Origin of the sequence: Kurthia sibirica, assembly GCF_003143975.1 — a bacterium.
Taxonomy (GTDB): domain Bacteria; phylum Bacillota; class Bacilli; order Bacillales_A; family Planococcaceae; genus Kurthia; species Kurthia sibirica.
The window spans coordinates 181,428-200,060 of the sequence record NZ_QFVR01000001.1 but is presented as its reverse complement, the minus strand read 5'-3'; the positions used below and the strand labels follow the sequence as shown (position 1 = coordinate 200,060).

17 protein-coding genes are annotated in these 18,633 nt (G+C 36.9%); all 17 read right to left on the bottom strand.

All coding sequences use genetic code 11. The features are described 5' to 3' along the window. Position 1: 1 nt before the first annotated feature. The 17 genes from DEX24_RS00955 to dprA all read right to left on the bottom strand — a co-directional run bounded on the left by DEX24_RS00955 (position 2) and on the right by dprA (position 18,597). Positions 2 to 1,288 (bottom strand): flagellar hook-length control protein FliK, encoded by a 1,287-nt coding sequence (locus tag DEX24_RS00955; protein ID WP_109304522.1) that lies wholly within the window; start codon positions 1,286 to 1,288, stop codon positions 2 to 4. 24 nt (positions 1,289 to 1,312) lie between these two features. Next, positions 1,313 to 1,945, bottom strand: a complete 633-nt coding sequence (locus DEX24_RS00950; protein WP_109304521.1) for a MotE family protein — start codon at positions 1,943 to 1,945, stop codon at positions 1,313 to 1,315. A 4-nt stretch (positions 1,946 to 1,949) separates the two neighbouring features. After that, entirely contained in the window at positions 1,950 to 2,402 is a 453-nt protein-coding gene (gene fliJ / locus DEX24_RS00945) for a flagellar export protein FliJ (RefSeq protein ID WP_109304520.1), read from the bottom strand. Next, complete coding sequence (gene fliI, locus DEX24_RS00940) at positions 2,395 to 3,723, bottom strand: flagellar protein export ATPase FliI (protein ID WP_109304668.1); 1,329 nt, start codon at positions 3,721 to 3,723, stop codon at positions 2,395 to 2,397. The genes fliJ and fliI overlap by 8 nt, the downstream gene beginning before the upstream one ends. 5 nt (positions 3,724 to 3,728) lie before the next feature. Then, positions 3,729 to 4,511: a FliH/SctL family protein gene (locus DEX24_RS00935; protein WP_109304519.1), complete on the bottom strand. Its 783-nt coding sequence runs from the start codon at positions 4,509 to 4,511 to the stop codon at positions 3,729 to 3,731. After that, entirely contained in the window at positions 4,504 to 5,520 is a 1,017-nt protein-coding gene (fliG, locus tag DEX24_RS00930; protein ID WP_109304518.1) for a flagellar motor switch protein FliG, read from the bottom strand. The genes DEX24_RS00935 and fliG overlap by 8 nt, the downstream gene beginning before the upstream one ends. An 18-nt stretch (positions 5,521 to 5,538) precedes the next feature. After that, positions 5,539 to 7,143, bottom strand: coding sequence for a flagellar basal-body MS-ring/collar protein FliF (gene fliF / locus DEX24_RS00925; protein WP_109304517.1), 1,605 nt, complete (start codon positions 7,141 to 7,143; stop codon positions 5,539 to 5,541). 60 nt (positions 7,144 to 7,203) lie between these two features. Beyond that, entirely contained in the window at positions 7,204 to 7,506 is a 303-nt protein-coding gene (gene fliE / locus DEX24_RS00920; protein ID WP_109304516.1) for a flagellar hook-basal body complex protein FliE, read from the bottom strand. A gap of 19 nt (positions 7,507 to 7,525) precedes the next feature. Beyond that, positions 7,526 to 7,990: a flagellar basal body rod protein FlgC gene (flgC, locus tag DEX24_RS00915; RefSeq protein ID WP_109304515.1), complete on the bottom strand. Its 465-nt coding sequence runs from the start codon at positions 7,988 to 7,990 to the stop codon at positions 7,526 to 7,528. A 2-nt stretch (positions 7,991 to 7,992) separates the two neighbouring features. After that, complete coding sequence (gene flgB, locus DEX24_RS00910) at positions 7,993 to 8,385, bottom strand: flagellar basal body rod protein FlgB (RefSeq protein WP_109304514.1); 393 nt, start codon at positions 8,383 to 8,385, stop codon at positions 7,993 to 7,995. A 1,375-nt stretch (positions 8,386 to 9,760) separates the two neighbouring features. Beyond that, positions 9,761 to 10,540 carry a GTP-sensing pleiotropic transcriptional regulator CodY gene (gene codY / locus DEX24_RS00905; protein ID WP_109304513.1) on the bottom strand — a complete coding sequence of 260 codons (780 nt, stop codon included), beginning with the start codon at positions 10,538 to 10,540 and terminating at the stop codon, positions 9,761 to 9,763. A gap of 84 nt (positions 10,541 to 10,624) precedes the next feature. Further along, complete coding sequence (gene hslU / locus DEX24_RS00900) at positions 10,625 to 12,028, bottom strand: ATP-dependent protease ATPase subunit HslU (protein ID WP_109304512.1); 1,404 nt, start codon at positions 12,026 to 12,028, stop codon at positions 10,625 to 10,627. Beyond that, positions 12,025 to 12,570, bottom strand: a complete 546-nt coding sequence (gene hslV, locus DEX24_RS00895; protein ID WP_109304511.1) for an ATP-dependent protease subunit HslV — start codon at positions 12,568 to 12,570, stop codon at positions 12,025 to 12,027. Before hslV ends, hslU begins: the two co-directional genes overlap by 4 nt. A 24-nt stretch (positions 12,571 to 12,594) precedes the next feature. After that, positions 12,595 to 13,494 carry a tyrosine recombinase XerC gene (gene xerC, locus DEX24_RS00890; RefSeq protein ID WP_109304510.1) on the bottom strand — a complete coding sequence of 300 codons (900 nt, stop codon included), beginning with the start codon at positions 13,492 to 13,494 and terminating at the stop codon, positions 12,595 to 12,597. A 272-nt stretch (positions 13,495 to 13,766) separates the two neighbouring features. Then, positions 13,767 to 15,080 carry an FADH(2)-oxidizing methylenetetrahydrofolate--tRNA-(uracil(54)-C(5))-methyltransferase TrmFO gene (trmFO, locus tag DEX24_RS00885; protein ID WP_109304509.1) on the bottom strand — a complete coding sequence of 438 codons (1,314 nt, stop codon included), beginning with the start codon at positions 15,078 to 15,080 and terminating at the stop codon, positions 13,767 to 13,769. Positions 15,081 to 15,193: 113 nt separating this feature from the next. Next, positions 15,194 to 17,281: a type I DNA topoisomerase gene (gene topA, locus DEX24_RS00880; protein WP_109304508.1), complete on the bottom strand. Its 2,088-nt coding sequence runs from the start codon at positions 17,279 to 17,281 to the stop codon at positions 15,194 to 15,196. Positions 17,282 to 17,709: 428 nt separating this feature from the next. Next, the gene (gene dprA, locus DEX24_RS00875; protein WP_109304507.1) at positions 17,710 to 18,597 is read right to left on the bottom strand and encodes a DNA-processing protein DprA; all 888 of its coding nucleotides are present in this window, start codon (positions 18,595 to 18,597) and stop codon (positions 17,710 to 17,712) included. Positions 18,598 to 18,633: the final 36 nt, after the last annotated feature.

Genomic DNA, 18,633 nt, shown 5'->3' with positions numbered 1-18,633 from the left:
ATTATTCCTCCATTTCAGCTAATAAATCATCAAAACTCATATGATTTTCTACTTTTTTGTCATTGTGTTCTTCGTCGTCAGAACCTTTGTTATTTGGTGTGTTTTGACCGAATTGATGACCACGTTCACCTTTATTTGGTTCGCTTAAAGCCTGCGTTACTTCTAGGCGGTCAAGCTGAATGTTTTGACTGACAAAACCTTGTTTTAACTGATGTAAAGAACTATCTAACATCTGTTTACCCAATGCTGTAGAAGCTAATAGCTTAGCGGATAATACACCATCTTTTTGTATTAATTCTAAGCGAATTGTCCCCAAATTTTCCGGATACAATTTGATTAATAAACGTGTGCTTGCTGCATTGCTTGCAAACTGTGCACGATTCATAATTGATTGAAACTCCTCAACAAACTTACTCGCTTGTGCCTGTGGAGCGGTTGGTAAAGTCATTGTCACAACAGTCGCTTTCGTTGCTGTCGCTGTCGGTACTAACTGTTGTGTCGATTGTGTTTCAGTAGCTACTATCGGTTTAAAATTAAATAGTTTATTAGCAAAAGGAAGTGCTACTGCTTTTTCAGTTGTTTTAGTTGTTACCGTTGCTGCAAGTGTTGTTAACCAATCTTTCATTTGACTACTTTGTAACTCTTGTTTTAATAATAAATCTGTTTTAGGTGCTACTAGATCGACTAATTTAAATAAAGCAACTGCTGCTTGTGCATCCTTTTTAGATAAGATGGCATTTTCTGCACCGTTTAATGCTGCCGCAATTTTACCTAATACAGCTGATATTTGATCATCCATTTTCCCAAGAGCTACCCATAAATCTTGAGGACCTTGTTGTCCCGTAAGTTTCGTCAATAATTGCTGCAAGTCTGTTGCTGTCATGCCCAATGCTTGCGCAAGGTTTTCTGTAGACAATCCTTGACCGGCCATTGAATCGACAGTAAACTTACCACCCATTAAAGTTGTTATATCTTCAATACTTGTGGCATTAAATAATGCAGCTAAATCAATACCTAATACTTCTTCTTGCATAACTTCGACTTTTGGAGTGGGTAGTAAAAAATCAAGTGTTAATGGTTTTGAGTCCTCTTGCTCTACCTTTTCTTCGACAACAGAGTGGCTGTCGCTCATAGTTATTTTGTCATCTATTACTGTTGTTGCTTGTGCATCTGTTGCTGTTTTCAGTGAGTTGCTAAAGTTCTGGTTTGAAGTTGCTGTATTTTGTGCTGGCGCTACCGGCTGATTTCTTACTTGAACAGCTTGATCAAATGACGCTATATTCACCACTTTCAAGTCACCTCCCCTCTATACTTATTTATTCTTAGACAGTTGTTCGGTATACTTAGCAGCTTTTTCTGGTGTCATTTTTTCTAAAATAGTTGCTAATGTCACCGGTTTTAAACCTTTTAAAATCTTCATAGCTTCTTTATCTGACATCGCAGATAAAATAGGTGCTGATTTCTTAGGTGCCATTTGCTCATAGGTTTTAATAACAGTCGCAATATCTGTTTTCGTATCTGCTTTAGAATTTTGTAATTTTTTTATTTCTGCTTCAAGTCGTTTCTTTTCAATCTCGGCTTTTGATGTGTCTGTTTTTGTACTATCTAGCTGACCTTGTAATTTCGCGACAATCGTATCTTTTTCTTTAATAGAAGCTTTTAGGCTGACGATTTGTTTATTGTAATTTTCCACCGCTTCATCCGATGTTTCTTTTTGTGTAGAATCGCCTGCTCCAATTACCGATTTTGCTTTTTCAAAAACGTTTGTACCTGTTACTTCTGCAACTATTAAACCGATTGCCAAAGTGAATAAAACAGGTATTATTACCCAAAAAAATAGTTTTTGTAACTTACCTGGCGATTTTGTTTGTTGAGTTTCCTCAGCAGTAACAATGCTTCTATTTTTATTATTAGGTCTTTTAGTGGGTGCTGGTTTTTTCGCCATGTCTTCACCTTGCTTCCTTATTGTAAAAGGCAATTTGCGAAATTTCGTCCAGTTGAATCAACTCAAGACGATCTTCTTCTTTCAAATATACCTCTAAGTCTTTTTCTTTCATTTTTTCATATTTTTTATATTCAAGTGAAATCTCGATTAGTTTTTGTTCAAACCAGTCCATTTTTGAACGCGCCTGGATTACCTTTGTTTGTAATTCAGCTATTTTTTTCTCTAAGCTATCAATAAAGCCCGCGTAATTGTGCATTTCTAAGACGCTTAGCCCATCTACTAGTTTTTGCTGTTGAAAAATTAATAAATTTTCTTTTTTTTTCAATGCATCATAGAGTTGTGTTGCAATCACCTCAAAGATACTAACTGATTCTTTATAGGCCATCTCAGATTCATTTTTCTCTTGTTCTTTAATAACCATTACTTGATCGAATCGATAACGATATGCTTTAGTCATTCGCTCCACCCTTTGCAAGATTGATTAGTTCGTTTATACTTTCTTCCTTGGACACGGGGTCCATAAATCCTTGTTTCAAATAATTTGTAATAAGCGGTTCATAGTGGATTGCTTCATCAACTTCTTGTGAGGAACCCTTTTTATAAGCACCAATATTAATCAAATCTTCATTTTTACTATATGTATAGTAGAGTTCTCTCAAGCGTGTTGCTGCCGCGATATGTTCTTTACTGGCAATATGATTCATCAGTCGACTGACTGATTTTAAAACATTGATTGCAGGATACTGTCCTTTATTTGCTAGATTACGATCTAAAACAATATGGCCATCTAAAATACCACGAACTGTATCAGCAATTGGCTCATTCATATCATCACCATCAACAAGTACCGTATAAAAGGCTGTAATAGAACCTTTTTCATTTGTACCTGTTCGCTCTAATAACTTAGGTAAAATTGCGAAAACAGAGGGTGTATACCCTTTTTGAGCAGGTGGTTCGCCTGTAGCTAAGCCGACCTCACGTTGCGCCATAGCAATACGTGTTACTGAATCCATCATCAACATAACATTGAGACCTTTTTCTCGGAAGTATTCTGCAATTGCTGTTGCTGTAAATGCTCCTTTTATACGCATCAAAGCAGGTTGATCTGATGTTGCTGCAACAATGATGGAACGTTTAAGTCCTTCTGGACCCAAATCACGTTCAATAAATTCTCTTACTTCACGGCCACGTTCTCCTACAAGTGCAATCACGTTTAAATCAGCCGTCGTATTACGTGCAATCATACCAAGTAATGTACTTTTACCAACACCTGAACCAGCAAAAATACCAACCCTTTGCCCTTTACCAACTGTAAGCATACCGTCAATTGCTTTTACCCCGACTTCAAGCGGCTCCTCGATTGGTGGTCGTGTTAAAGGGTTTGGTGGTTCTCCTTCAGTTTGAACAGTACTTAAGCCTCCCGGAAGCAACGAACCATCCATCGGTCTTCCCATTGAATCTAGGATTTTACCGATAAGTTCTGGTCCAACTTTCACTTCGAGTGGCTTTCCTGTACCTTCTACTAAACATCCAATTGATATATCACGCAAGGAGGTAAATGGCATTAAGACGACTGTATCATCTTTAAAACCCACGACCTCTGCAAGTATTTCTTGATGACCGAGCTGCGAAGAATTGACATGTATTTTACAGACATCACCGATCGAACTTTGGGGACCATTTGATTCGATCATAAGTCCGACAACACGCGATATTTTACCAAACTTTTTAAATGTTGGAATCGCTGTAATATGCTCTAATAAATCAGCAGCCTTCATCGTCATCAATCCACACTTTCTATAATTTCTAATAAACCCTTTTTCAACATATTAAATTGATCATCAAGCGTTACCATGAGGCGACCTGTATTTGTTTCTAAATAACACTCTGCCCCTGTTAAGTCATCATCTATAAAAATCATAAATTGAACATCTGGTGGGAATAATGTTGCAAACTCTTCTCGATTGTTCGTAACGCTATCAAAATATTGCACAGAGGTGAAAATTTTAATATATTCTGCTTCACGCGCTTCTTTTAATGCGCGTTCAATTATTTGCAAATACAATTGCGGTTCGTCTTTTAATTGCTGATTGACGATTCTTGATGCCGATCGAATAGCAAGTTCTAAAATCAACTTTTCTTGTGCTTGTAAATAAGCATTGCCATTTTCGACCGCTAATAGTGCCGTATTATTTGCTTCACTAATCTTATCTGACATAGTATGTTGTACTTTTAATGTCGCATCTTCAAAACCTTCAGCAAAACCTTCATCATATGCTTTTTTTTCCAATATTTGCTTGTCCTGTTCCCAAGCCTGACGTGCGGCATCAATCTCAGCAGCAGCATTTTGTCGCTGCTGCTCAATTTTTGCAATAGTTGCTATTTTTTCTTCCGAGAATGCTTGTTGCATTCTTTGCTGCTCGTCCAACAGATGTTCAATAGACAAACCATCAACTACGTCGCTCGCTTCACTAAGATTTTTCGTAAAAGAAAAACTACGTACTTCTATTTTTCTAATGTTGCTATCATGTTCTGATTCCGCATGCTGTCGAATGATTCTAGACAATTACGTCATCTCCTCCACCACGGGCAATAATAATTTCACCAGCATCTTCTAATCTTCTCGTTACGGCGACGATCCGTGTTTGAGCATCTTCTACATCGCGTAAACGAACAGGTCCCATGACATCCATCTCTTCCTTGAATGTTTCTGCCATACGTTGAGACATGTTTTTGAAAATAATTTCTTTAACATCCTCGCTTGAAACCTTCATTGCTAACATAAGATCTTCATTCTCTGAATCTCGAATAACACGTTGAATCGAACGATTATCAAGCGTAACAATGTCTTCGAAGACAAACATACGTTTTTTAATCTCTTCTGCAAGCTCAGGATCTTGTATTTCAAGCGCGTCAAGAATTGTTTTCTCCGTTTGTCTATCAACACCATTCAACACTTCAACAACTGCATCTACGCCACCTGTTTCTGTGTAATCCTGTGTGACAGTTGACGACAATTTACGTTCTAATACAGATTCTATTTCACTAATTACTTCTGGTGACGTTGATTCCATCGTAGCAATCCGTTTTGCGATGTCCGCTTGAACTTCCTGTGGTAAGGATGATAAAATCGTTCCCGCTTGCGCAGGCTCTAAATAAGATAAAATTAAAGCAATTGTCTGTGGATGTTCATTTTGAATAAAATTGAAAATTTGAGCTGGGTCTGTTCTACGTGCAAAATCAAATGGTCTAACTTGTAATGATGATGTCAGGCGATTAATAATCGCCAAGGCCTGTTCGTTGCCTAATGCTTTTTCCAAGACGGTTTTAGCATAACCAATACCACCTTGGGAAATATAATCTTGAGCGAGTGCAATCGTATGGAATTCTTCTATAATTTCTTCCTTAACATCTGCTTCTACTCGTTTAACGCTGGAAATTTCTAATGTTAATTTTTCAATTTCATCTTCATTTAAATGTTTGTAAACCGCTGCCGACACTTCAGGCCCTAAGGAAATTAGTAAGAGTGCGGCTTTTTGTTTACCTGATAAGTCTTTCTCTTTCTTTGTTGCCACGAAAATAAGCCTCCCCTACTATTCCTCAGAAATCCACGATCGTAATAGTTTTGCGAAATCTTCCGGCTTATCTTTAGCCATCTTCTCTAACTGCTTACGTCGAACGGTTCCCTCTGTCTCTTTTTCATCTGAAATATCATCTACTTCTAAACTAGTAAATTCTTCTTCTTCGTAGTATTCTTCTTCCGCCGTTCTTCTACGAGCGCGAATAATAAAGAATGCTAATAATGCAATAGCCGCCACTAACACGCCACCAATAACCCAAACCCACCAAGGGATTGCACTTTTAGTTGCTATATCTGTGACTGGTTTACCGTTAAGTTTTTGTACAGAAACGATTACTTTTTGCTCAACTTCAGCATCGGATAGTGTTCCTGCTTCATTTTTATCAATTGAAGTTCTTACGATAGAAGCTAACATTGTTTTAATATCATTTTGAGTCGTTGGATCCAATGAAGTTGGGTCATCCGCTGTAGGCGGTTCAACAACAACCTGTATACCTAAATCACGTACGCGATACGGACTTTCTGCAATTTGACGTTTAATACGATTCACTTCTTTATTAACTGTTTCAGATGTTTTTTCGTAATCACCATTGCCGCTACCAGTATCTTCTTGATAATTCGTAAAATTATCAGTAGTTGTTTCTGCTTCCGGTGTACCAGTCGCCCCTGCATTTGTACCTGCATATGACTCATTAATTTTTTGTGCGCTAATTTCGATACCAGACATATTTTCCTTATCGACTGGTTTCACGAGATTTTCCTCGCGATTTTCTTTTGTAAAGTCAATATCAGATGTTACAGAGACAATTGCTTTACCACTTCCCATAATGCTACCGAGAATCGATTGAACCTGTCTTTGAATGTCTTTTTCGATTTGTTTTTTCAACGTCAACTGCGTGCCAGCATTTGCCACATTTGCACCTTCAGCTGAATCTGTAGCTGCTAAATCAAAATATTCATTGTATTGATTGGTAATTACAATATTATCCGTACTTAAATTTGGTACGCTTTTCGCTACTAATTTATAGAGTGTTTTCACTTGTTCTTCTGTAAATTCTTGTCCAGGATTTGTATTTAATACAATAGAAGCACTGGCATCTTTATTTTTCTCACTATCGCTGACAAATGTACTTTGTTCAGGCATCGATAGCATAACTTTCGCATCTTTTACCCCATCAATATTTTTCATTAAATTGGCAAGTTCCGTTTGCACAGAAGCTACTTTTAAGACATTGAATTCGTTATCGGTCATACCAAATCCAGCATTTTGAGAGAAGAAAGAATAATCGATTTCTCCACTTTTTGGGTAACCCGCTGATGCTAAACTTACTTTGAGTGTATCAACCTGATCTTTCGGAACAGAAATGGCTGTACCACCTGCAGTTATTTCATACTTAGTACCCGCTGTATCTAGTTGTTCTTTAATTTGACCTACTTCAGCGGTTGTTAAGTTAGAATAAAGCGGTTCGTACGTCACTCTTGTCATGAAGAAAGTAACTAAGGCTGCAACGATCACAACTCCGAGTATTAAGCCGATTAACGTCCCTTTTTGACGTTTCGAGCGGCTGCTCCAAAAGTTCGTAAAGTCGGATTTGATTTTTGTTAATCTATCATTCATTTTAGGCCTCCGGTTACATTGAATATCACTATTCTTTATCCATGCGAGCTAGTCATATGATTAAACTGTCATACGCATTATTTCTTGATATGCTTCTACCGCTTTATTGCGGAACTGTAAAGCTGTATTTAATGTCACACTTGCTTTTTGCGCCGTAATCATTACATCATGTAGTTCTACGTCTTGACCTGTAATCAATTTATTCGTCATTACATCCGAACTTTGTTGTGCTTCATTTACTGAGCCAATTGCATCTTTTAACATTGTGCTAAAAGATTCTTTTGAAGCCACTTGGTTTGTAGGGGCTGCCTGGCTAACTGTAGGTGTGACTGGTGCCACAATACCAATTTGAGAAACGTCCATCATTCATCCTCCTAAAACTCTATTTTCCGATTTCTAAGGCTTTCGTCAACATTGATTTATTGGCGTTAAACACTGTAACGTTCGCTTCGTACGAACGTGTTGCAGACATTAAATCTGTCATTTCTTTTAATGTATCTACATTCGATAATTTAACATATCCATTTTGATCAGCATCTGGATTGGAAGGATCATATGTAAGTTTAAAATCAGTTGTTGTATCTTCATTTATTTTCGTTACTTTTACACCGTTACCAGCAGACTTACTACTAGAACCAATCGCAGCATTTAGTTGCGTTGCAAATGACCCTGCTCCTTCTTGTGCAGTTAAAGTGACGGTTTTTCTTCTATAGGGCTGCCATTCACCATCCACCATCTTTGCACGAGTCGTTTCCGCGTTCGCCATATTAGATGAAATAACATCCATTCTAAGACGTTGTGCTGTTAAAGCCGACCCCGTTGTATCTAAACCATGAAAAATAGACAAGCTTAATTACCTCCTTTTATTACTGTTTGAAGCGTATTGTACTTACTGCTTACTCTTTCAATTAATGCATTGTAATAAAGTGTGTTTTTTGCTAGGCTTGCTTGTTCTTTATCCATATCTACGCCATTACCATTTTGACGGTAATTTAAATTACTATAGCTATATACACCAGGTGTATTTGCTTCCGCTTGGAAATCGATATGTTTATCATCCGTACGATTGGCACTCAACGTCGTTGTTTGAGCATCCGTTAACATTTGCTTAAAACTAACATCTTTTGCTTTATAATTTGGTGTATCAACATTCGCAATATTTTGTGCAATTGTTTTATTTTTAATAGAAGAATATGATAACCCTTGCTCAAGGTTCGCAATCGTTCCGCTAAATAGACTCATAATTATTCACCCCATATTTTCATCTTTAAGGAAATACTCGTCTCACTTACTACCCTAATTGTAATAAAGATAATCCAATGTGTCTATTACTATTATAGTAATTTAGGTAGTCCTAAAGTACCTTTTTAGTGTTTATTAGACATTTTTTTCGCATATTAACCATTTCTATTCAACTATCCAACCACAAGGTAATAAACACTAGAGTGATAGTGCTTATTATACCTTTTATATTTATAAAGTATAAAATTTTGATTCATTAGAACTAATTAGTATATCTTTTCGCAATTAATACATAATTTATACACTTTACAACATATGTAGATTACTGCATTTTTATTCACTTAAAACAAATAATAAACAAATTATTAATCATCGATACTTTCTGTCATATATACCATTTTTTATACTTTCAATAAAACACTATAACATTTATCATCGTATTCAAAAAGTAACATTCAACATATATTTTATTTGGAATATATTTGAATTATTTTCCGAACGACTGGAAAGACTGCAATAACTAGCTTTTAATAAAAGACCAATATTTTCCTTCACAAAATGTACATATTTTAAGTTTATTTCTTCTGCATACTAAAAATCACTTTTTGCTATTAGTATGAAACATAGTGAAGTTTTCTGATAATTATGCATCAATTTTCTATAAATGGCAAATATTCTCATTTTTTAAAGTAATAGAGCATTTTTAAGAATATTTCACTATTAATGACCTTGTACCGACTTTCATAACTTCTTTTTAATCTTATTAGCTACATTCTTATTTTTAGTGATGATGCGTAAACAACTCTATTCACCCAATCTTCCTTCAAGTAATAGCTATTATTATAATCTTCGACCAACTTGACTTAAGCGCGCATTCAAAGTACTACACATGCGATCTAACCCTTTTAAATGAAAACCTTGAGTAAGTCAATTAATCTCCCTTAAAACGTTACGTTAGTAGATATGACCCTTTTTTTATACTTCCCTTTCAATAACATCTTTGCATGATAAAGATCCAATCATCTAAATCCATATGCACTTCGTTTTCATACGTTTTTTAGTATGATTTCCTGCTAAAAAACTTATTCGAATAATCAAAGCGAAAGCGAGTCAATATCTCTATCTGGCTCGCTTTTTATCTGCAAACTATCACATGTTCGCATCTCCTATAAAATAAGTTGAGGCGAGGTCTACAAAAAATGACCCACAACAGATGTGGTTTGGAAAAACCAACAACTATTGTAGAACCTGATATACAAAAAAAGGTGAGTAACATTGAATTAATCAATGTCACTCACCGCCATAAAAAAAAGCATTTTCTAAAGTATAGAATTGTACATACTTTAAAAAACACTTTTCCTATTTAATTTATATACTAACGCATTTTAATTTCTGCTAGTGCGTTTAGGAACTTGTTGTTTAATACTTTAATATAAGTCCCTTTCATACCTAGTGAACGTGATTCGATCACGCCTGCTGATTCCAGTTTACGTAATGCATTAACAATTACTGAGCGCGTAATACCAACGCGGTCTGCAATTTTAGAAGCTACTAGTAATCCTTCAGAACCATCTAATTCTTCAAAAATATGTTCAATTGCTTCCAATTCAGAATATGATAATGAGTTGATTGCCATTTGAACAACTGCTTTACTGCGTGCTTCCTCTTCGATTTCTTCTGCTTTTTCACGCAGAATTTCCATACCTACTACAGTAGCACCGTATTCAGCAAGGATTAAATCTTCGTCTTCGAAACGTGTATCGATACGTGCTAACATAAGTGTACCTAAACGTTCGCCGCCACCTTTAATAGGAACGATTGTTGTAAGACCATTTTTGTACATTTCACGATTATCAACAGGGAAAGCTGTATGCTCATCATTGATGTCAATATTAGCAATCGTTTCTGAGAAATCATATAAGTTTTTTGTGTACTCTTCTGGGAATTGGCGTTCTTCAAACATTTTTGCAGTACGTTCATTCTCGATTTGTTGGTTAATTTCTATCCCCAATAATTTACCTTTACGACTGACGATAAAAACATTACTATCGATTACATTACCTAATGCTTCAGCCATTTCTTTAAAGTTTACTGGCTTCCCAGCCGTTGCTTGTAACATCGTGTTAATTTTGCGGATTTTTTCTAATAAGTTCATTTATATAGTTCCTCCTATGAAATGTCCGTTATTTACGGAATATTCAAAAGTTTTTTAATATTTCATAATATTTATCATTATAGACTATAAGATAAACTCTGACAAATCTTTGTCTTTTGCTATATCTCCTAGCTTTTGTTCCACATACGCTGGCGTGATAGCAATATGCGTTGGTGCAATTTCAGAGGCTTCAAACGATAGATCCTCTAATAATTTTTCTAAAATTGTATGCAAACGGCGCGCGCCAATATTATCTGTTTCTTGATTAACTTTTGATGCGATTTCAGCAATTTTGTCAATGGAATCATCTGTGAAATCAATTTCTACACCCTCTGTCTCAAGTAACGCCTTATATTGACGAATCAATGAATGATCTGGCTCTTTTAAAATACGAACGAAATCGTCCTTCGTTAATTTTTCCAACTCTACGCGAATCGGGAATCGACCTTGTAATTCTGGAATAAGGTCTGAGGGTTTAGACATATGAAATGCACCAGCTGCTATAAAGAGCATGAAATCTGTTCGCACCGAACCGTATTTTGTATTAACCGTTGAGCCTTCGACGATTGGTAATATATCACGTTGCACGCCTTCACGCGAAACGCCGCCACCACCTTCACGACCTTTTACAGCAATTTTATCAATTTCATCAATGAAGATAATGCCTGTTTGTTCTGCGCGACGTACAGCCTCTGCTGCAACTTCATCAGCATCAATCAAAGCACTGGCTTCTTCCATCGTCAATAATCTGCGTGCATCAGATACTTGTACTTTTCGTTTTTTCTTTTGTGCAGGCATCATATTCGACAGCATATCGCCAATATTATTACCGCCCATGTCCATACCAGGCATTCCCGATAGTGCACCAAGCATATTTGAAGATTGTTCCGTCACTTCGATTGTCACTATCTCATTTTCTAACTTACCGGCTTGTAAGTCTTCTGCAATTTGAGAACGTTTAACGCGTACATCCGAGTCAATTTCCTTCTCTTCTTCATCACTATGGTCTTGACCGCCTCCAAAAAGCATTTCAAAAGGATTACCACCCGTATTTGCTTGTTTTTTCTTTTTCAAGCTAGGCACAAGTAATTTAACGATTTTTTCATTCGCTAATGCTTGTGCTTCTTCGCGGACTTCTTCTGTTTTTTCTTCTTTTACAAGGCGATTTGCCACTTCTACTAAATCGCGTACCATTGATTCTACATCTCGACCAACATAGCCTACTTCTGTAAACTTCGTCGCTTCAATTTTTAAAAATGGTGCTTTGACAAGTTTTGCAATTCTGCGAGCAATTTCTGTTTTACCAACACCTGTAGGCCCAATCATTAAAATGTTTTTCGGAATAACTTCTTCCTTCATTTCATTCGGTAATAACTGTCTGCGATAACGATTTCGTAGCGCTACGGCAACTGATTTTTTGGCATTTGTTTGTCCCACGATATAGCGATCAAGATACTCAGTCATTTGTTTTGGTGTTTGTTCTTTCATTTGTCTAAGTCCTCCACAATTATATTATGATTCGTAAATACACAAATATCAGCTGCGATTGTTAAAGACGCTTCTGCAATTTCCTTTGCAGATAACTGTTCGCCTGAGTATTGTTTTAAAGCACGTCCAGCAGATAACGCAAAGTTTCCACCAGAGCCAATCGCTAAAATACCATCATCAGGTTCAATTACTTCACCTGATCCCGATACGAGCAATAATGTTTCCTTATTCATCACAAGTAAAAGTGCCTCGAGTTTTTGAAGCATTTTATCGCCTCTCCACTGTTTGGCCACCTCTACAGAAGCTCTTTGTAAATTACCATTAAATTCAATCAATTTACTTTCAAACATTTCAAATAGAGTAAATGCATCGGCTACTGAACCTGCAAAACCGGCTAATACTTGCCCATTAAACAATTTACGTACCTTTTTTGCCGTGTGCTTCATTACGACTGTATTACCTAAAGTAACCTGTCCATCCCCAGCCATAGCACATTCACCTTTATGCTGTATTGCAAATATCGTAGTAGCATGTAGTTCCATAGTAAATCACACTCCTAATTTGTTTTATGCTCGTGGATGAGCATTCATATATGTTTTCCGAAGATGTTCCTTTGTAACATGTGTATATACCTGCGTTGAAGATAGGCTTGTATGTCCAAGTAGTTCTTGCACTGTCCTGAGGTCAGCTCCATTATTCAATAAATGAGTAGCAAAGGTATGACGAATCATATGTGGATAAATCGTAGATGACAATGGCGTTTTTTTAACCATTTCATTTAATATATAACGTATGCCTCTGGCTGTCACTGCATCACCCTTCATATTGACGAAAAAAAATGAATGATTTTTATTCTTCATTAACCTAGGACGTGCAAGATCGATATACAGTTGCAATGCCTCATGGGCAAACTGACCAAAGGGTACATAACGCTCTTTTCGACCCTTCCCCATCACGCGGATAATACTTAAGGAAAAATCAACGTCTTTAAGTTCAATTGATGTTAATTCACTTACGCGAATGCCCGTAGCATAGAGTAATTCGAGTATTGCTAAATCACGAATCGCTTTTGGTGTTTCCCCTTCATTCGCTTCAAAAAGCTGCATAAGCTCTTCCTCATAAAAAAAACGCGGCAATCTTCCTTCTTTTTTCGGATGGTAAAGTGCTTGGAAGGATGAATCATCCAGATCAAACTCTTTATTTAAAAACCGGAAAAACGAACGAATGGACGAAATCTTACGCGAGATTGTCGCCCTAGCCTTTTGCGCATTATATAATTGTGTGACATATAACCGAGCATGAACATACTCTACTTCTTGAAGATTACGTAAGCCTTCAGCTGCGATAAACTGAAAAAACTCCTGTATATCTTGTTCATACGCTGCTGTTGTCAGAGCTGAATAATTTTTCTCCAGCTGAATATATGAAATAAACTGTTGGAGTGCTACTTCTTTTTCGATGTTCATTATAACACCTCTTTTTCTAACTTCTTTATTATTCTCGCATTAATAGAATAATTTTGAAAGTCAGAACACTTATGTAGTACTTGTACTATGCTAATTTTCTGTAGATTTATGACAATTTGCGTCCTGTACTACTAAATAAAGGCATTTTTGTACAACACCCTTATAAATTCAAATAAAACACCGATAAAAAAAGCCTTACAAAGTATAACAACTTTGCTTGGCTTAATCAAATTTTTTTATGCAGTGTACAATTGTACGACTATGGTGGATTATTAGATTTTTTCTCTGTCAATAAAGTCAGAAATTGTTTGTAGTGCACGTTCTGCCTGTTTTTCACCACGTTCAAGCTTAGAGCGCAATTTTTTCCCAGTAAGTGCCGGGAATAAACCGAAATTGACATTCATCGGTTGAAAATGTTTGGGGTCGGCTTCCGTAATATAACGAGCCATACTGCCTAACGCTGTTTCAGCTGGGAATACCTTTAATTCTTTTTCCATATGCATCATTGCTGCATTAATACCCGCCACTAAACCACTACCTGCTGATTCAACATAGCCTTCAACACCGGTCATCTGTCCTGCAAAAAACACATTCGGTTGGCTTTTTAGTTGATAGGTCGGTAAGAGTGCCGTTGGTGAATTGATAAATGTATTACGATGCATCACACCATAACGAACGATTTCAACATTTTCTAAACCAGGAATCATGCGGAAAATTTTCTTTTGCTCTCCCCATTTTAAATGTGTTTGGAAACCGACAATATTGTAAAGTGTGCCTGCTGCATCATCTTGGCGTAATTGTACAACCGCATAGGGGCGCTCACCTGTTTTTGGATTTTCCAAACCGACTGGTTTCATCGGTCCAAATAACATTGTTTTTGGACCACGACTAGCCATTACTTCAATTGGCATACAACCTTCAAAGAACTTTTCTTTTTCAAATTCTTTTAATGGTGCTACCTCTGCTGCCACCAATGCTTCTTGGAAAGCATAAAATTCTGCTTCATTCATCGGGCAATTTAAATAGGCTGCATCCCCCTTATCGTAGCGTGATTTTAAATACACTTTATCCATATCAATACTATCTTTTTCAACGATTGGCGCTGCAGCATCATAAAAGTATAAATACTCTTGCCCCGTTGCTTGTTGAATGCTCTTTGCAAGTTCTGGAGATGTAAGAGGACCCGTTGCAATAACAGTGATCCCATCCTTCGGAATCTCCGTTACCTCTTCATTGATCACTTCAACTAATGGGTGATTTTTCACCTTTTCTGTTACATAGCCAGAAAATTCATGTCGATCTACTGCCAATGCACCACCTGCTGGTACAGAACAATGATCTGCTGCTTCGATAATAATGGATTCCAGCTTACGCATCTCTTCCTTAATAACACCTACTGCATTCGTCAGTGTGTTTGCACGTAATGAGTTTGAACAAACTAACTCCGCAAATTTATCTGTATGATGTGCTGGTGTTTGTTTAACCGGGCGCATCTCATATAGTTTCACTTGAATTCCACGTTTTGCTATTTGCCAAGCGGCCTCGCTACCTGCTAAACCTGCCCCAATTACATTAATATATGTCATTTTTTCACTTACCTGCCTTCTTTACATTTTAGATTTAAAACTTGTTATCCTGCATTACTTTATCATAAAAAAAGGTATATGAGCTATGAAAAACTCACATACCTTTAAATATTTTACTGTGTTGGTTCTTCTTTATAATCACAAGCAGAACATTGAATTTGAATGCCTTTTTTGATTTTCTTCTCGACGAGCATTGCGTCACATTTCGGACATGGACGACTAATTGGTTTATCCCATGATACAAAATCACATTCTGGGTATTGGTTACAACCGTAGAAGATTCGTTTCGTTTTACTCTTACGCTCAACGATTTCACCTTCTTTACAAGTTGGGCATTTCACACCGATTTCCTTGACGATTGCTTTTGTATTTCGACATTCAGGGAAATTACTACAAGCCATGAATTTGCCATAACGCCCAAGTTTATACACCATTGGGTTGCCACATAGTTCACAGTCTTCACCTGCGGGTTCATCTTTAATCTCTACTTTTTCCATCGCTACTTCGGCATGTTGGACATGTTTTTCGAAGTCTTGATAAAAGGCATCGATTACTTCAACCCATTTCTTATTGCCTTCTTCTACTTGATCAAGATCCTGTTCCATTTTCGCAGTAAACTCAATATTTACAACGTCGGGGAAAAATTCAATAACTAAACTATTGACGATTTCGCCTAGCTCCGTTGGAACAAATCGTTTTGTCTCCAAGGTAACATAGCCACGTTTTTGAATCGTATCAAGTGTTGGTGCGTATGTCGAAGGTCGACCAATTCCCACTTCTTCCAATGTTTTTACTAGGCGCGCCTCTGAGAATCTTGGAGGTGGCTGTGTAAAATGTTGTTTTGGTTCAATATCAATTCGCTTGATAATATCGCCTTTTTCCATTAGTGGTAGTAGCTTATCCTTTGATTTATCTTCTTTATTGTCATCATTACCTTCGATATAGACTTTCATAAAACCAGGAAATTTAACTGTAGAACCTGTCGCACGGAACATAATATCACCATTTAATAGGTCAGCTGTTACCGTATCGAGAACAGCTGATGCCATTTGACTGGCAATATAGCGATCCCAAACTAAACGATATAAGCGAAGTTGATCTCGCGTAAGAACCGTTTTCATCGTATCAGGGTGACGCATTGTTGATGTCGGACGCACTGCTTCATGAGCATCTTGCGCTTTATCAGATTTTTTTGCCTGTTGTGTGATAGGTGTCGTATAGTCTTCACCATAGTTTTCTAAAATATATTCAAATGCTTCTTTTTTAGCTGTTTCTGAAATACGTGTAGAATCGGTACGCATATACGTAATAAGACCAACGATGCCACCAGCCTTCTTACCTAAATCAATACCCTCGTATAATTGCTGTGCAAGCATCATCGTTTTCTTCGCTCTAAAATTCAGTTTACGCGCTGCTTCTTGCTGAAGTGAAGATGTAGTGAATGATGGTGCCGCATTGCGTTTACGCTCACGTTTTAATACTTTAGCTACCTCAAAATCTTCACCTTTAATTTGTGCAAGAATATCTTTTACTTCCTGCTCATTTGTTAGTTTAATTTTTTCTTTAGTTGTGCCATAGAAGTTTGCTTCAAAAGGTTTTGTTGATTTCTCAAAATTCCCTTCAATTGACCAATACTCCTCTGGTTCAAAGCTCTTAATTTCGTTTTCACGATCAATAATTAGGCTGAGTGCAATCGATTGAACACGACCAGCAGATAATCCTTTTTTGACTTTCTTCCATAGTAATGGACTAATATTGTACCCTACTAAGCGATCTAAAATACGACGCGCTTGCTGTGCATCAACTAAGTCTAAATCAATCGGTCTTGGATGTTTAAATGATTCCTTTATAGCGTCTTTTGTGATTTCATTAAAAACAACGCGACAATCCGACTCGATGTCGATGTTTAATGCAGTTGCTAAATGCCATGCAATTGCTTCACCTTCGCGATCTGGATCGGCTGCGAGATATATTTTCTTTGCCTTTTTAGCGGCAGATTTTAAATCTTGTAATACCGGACCCTTACCACGAATTGTGATATAGCGCGGTTCATAATTATTTTCGGTATCAATGCCCATTTGACTACGCGGTAAATCGCGTACATGGCCAACAGATGCCTTTACTTTATATTTTTTACCTAAATATCGCTCGATTGTTTTTGCTTTAGCGGGCGATTCTACTATTACTAAATAATCCGACATATGTTTTGCCCCCTTATAGAGGTGAAGTTTCAATTTTTGAAAACAATTACCTGTTGCAAAATGTATAACAGAAAATCGTTTTTTGCAAGATAAAACTTTTTGAAATTGTTTATTTCTCGTTTTTTTCTGTCAATAAATGTCCTACTTCACTCGAAATATGTACATCATTCTACGCGCGGTATGAAAATTTATACAATGCTTGATACGATTGACTTTCTACTCTTTTTTAAGCATGTGAATAATCATGCTTTTCTCGCTGTTTTTATACGTGATAAAAAATATTTTTCTTGCTGTTCAAAAAAAAATACTATTTTTCTGTAGTTATGATATTATTCGTCATTTTCCGACAAAAATATTTTTATCTTCTATTATAAGAAAGAATAGCGACATACGCTCGCTATTCTTTGGTCTTACTATGTATTTTTTAGTTATTCATTCGTTTCTATTTCTTCAAGTATATGTGTGCTGTTCCAAATTAACTTTGCGCCTTCTGTAATTAGTTTATGAGGTCCTACTGACAGCGAAGAACCAATATCTCCTGGCAACGCAAAAATAGGACGTCCATGATCCAACGCATAATCTACCGTACTCATCGTGCCACTTTTTTCACCAGCCTCCGTAACAACGACCCCCGCACTTAAACCACTAATAATACGATTGCGCATCGGAAAATGCCATTTTTGAGGTTTCATATAGGGTGGATACTCTGTCATGACTAACTGTTCTTTCATCATCCGTTGCGCTAGATTTTTATTCTCTGATGGATAACTATAGTTAAACCCATGCCCTAATACCGCTATCGTACGCCCAGAGCGCTCCATCGTCATAGCATGAGCTAATCCGTCTACCCCCTTTGCTAAACCGCTTACAATCACGTATTGACGCTTTATGAGTGCTGGCAATAAAAGGGCTAAGCATTTTTCAGAATAACTTGTTGCCTTTCTAGAGCCAACGATGGCCAATTTATTGGCATAGGTCAATAATTTCTGTTCACCACGTAAATACAGCACGGTTGGTGGATCGTAAATTTCCAGTAATTGTTTCGGATAAAGATCATCATAAAAAAAAAGCGGCATGATTTTTAATGCTTCATAGTAACGAGATAGATTCTTGTCAATAACACGACGGAAATTACTTTGAAGTAACTGTGCTTTATCATTATTCATCTTCAATAATAACGCTAGTTTTGTCGCGGGCATCGTCGTAATTGAAGTCAATTCCGGATCTTCTTTGAGTAGTGGCAGTAAACGGTTGACTGACATTGGTTGGACATAGTGCAACGCCAATAAATTGTCATTCAGGATATTTGTTTGCATACGCTCTCCTCCTATAAAAAAAAGTGTAGCAGATTT

What these genes read in the sequence shown, in the direction of transcription:
- fliE (WP_109304516.1), bottom strand. Translation starts at nt 7,506, where the DNA reads ATGGACGTTTCTCAAATTGGTATTGTGGCACCAGTCACACCTACAGTT.
- flgB (WP_109304514.1), bottom strand. Translation starts at nt 8,385, where the DNA reads ATGAGTCTATTTAGCGGAACGATTGCGAACCTTGAGCAAGGGTTATCA.
- trmFO (WP_109304509.1), bottom strand. Translation starts at nt 15,080, where the DNA reads ATGACATATATTAATGTAATTGGGGCAGGTTTAGCAGGTAGCGAGGCC.
- xerC (WP_109304510.1), bottom strand. Translation starts at nt 13,494, where the DNA reads ATGAACATCGAAAAAGAAGTAGCACTCCAACAGTTTATTTCATATATT.
- DEX24_RS00950 (WP_109304521.1), bottom strand. Translation starts at nt 1,945, where the DNA reads ATGGCGAAAAAACCAGCACCCACTAAAAGACCTAATAATAAAAATAGA.
- hslU (WP_109304512.1), bottom strand. Translation starts at nt 12,028, where the DNA reads ATGAAAGAACAAACACCAAAACAAATGACTGAGTATCTTGATCGCTAT.
- hslV (WP_109304511.1), bottom strand. Translation starts at nt 12,570, where the DNA reads ATGGAACTACATGCTACTACGATATTTGCAATACAGCATAAAGGTGAA.
- fliI (WP_109304668.1), bottom strand. Translation starts at nt 3,723, where the DNA reads ATGAAGGCTGCTGATTTATTAGAGCATATTACAGCGATTCCAACATTT.
- fliF (WP_109304517.1), bottom strand. Translation starts at nt 7,143, where the DNA reads ATGAATGATAGATTAACAAAAATCAAATCCGACTTTACGAACTTTTGG.
- codY (WP_109304513.1), bottom strand. Translation starts at nt 10,540, where the DNA reads ATGAACTTATTAGAAAAAATCCGCAAAATTAACACGATGTTACAAGCA.
- fliJ (WP_109304520.1), bottom strand. Translation starts at nt 2,402, where the DNA reads ATGACTAAAGCATATCGTTATCGATTCGATCAAGTAATGGTTATTAAA.
- dprA (WP_109304507.1), bottom strand. Translation starts at nt 18,597, where the DNA reads ATGCAAACAAATATCCTGAATGACAATTTATTGGCGTTGCACTATGTC.
- topA (WP_109304508.1), bottom strand. Translation starts at nt 17,281, where the DNA reads ATGTCGGATTATTTAGTAATAGTAGAATCGCCCGCTAAAGCAAAAACA.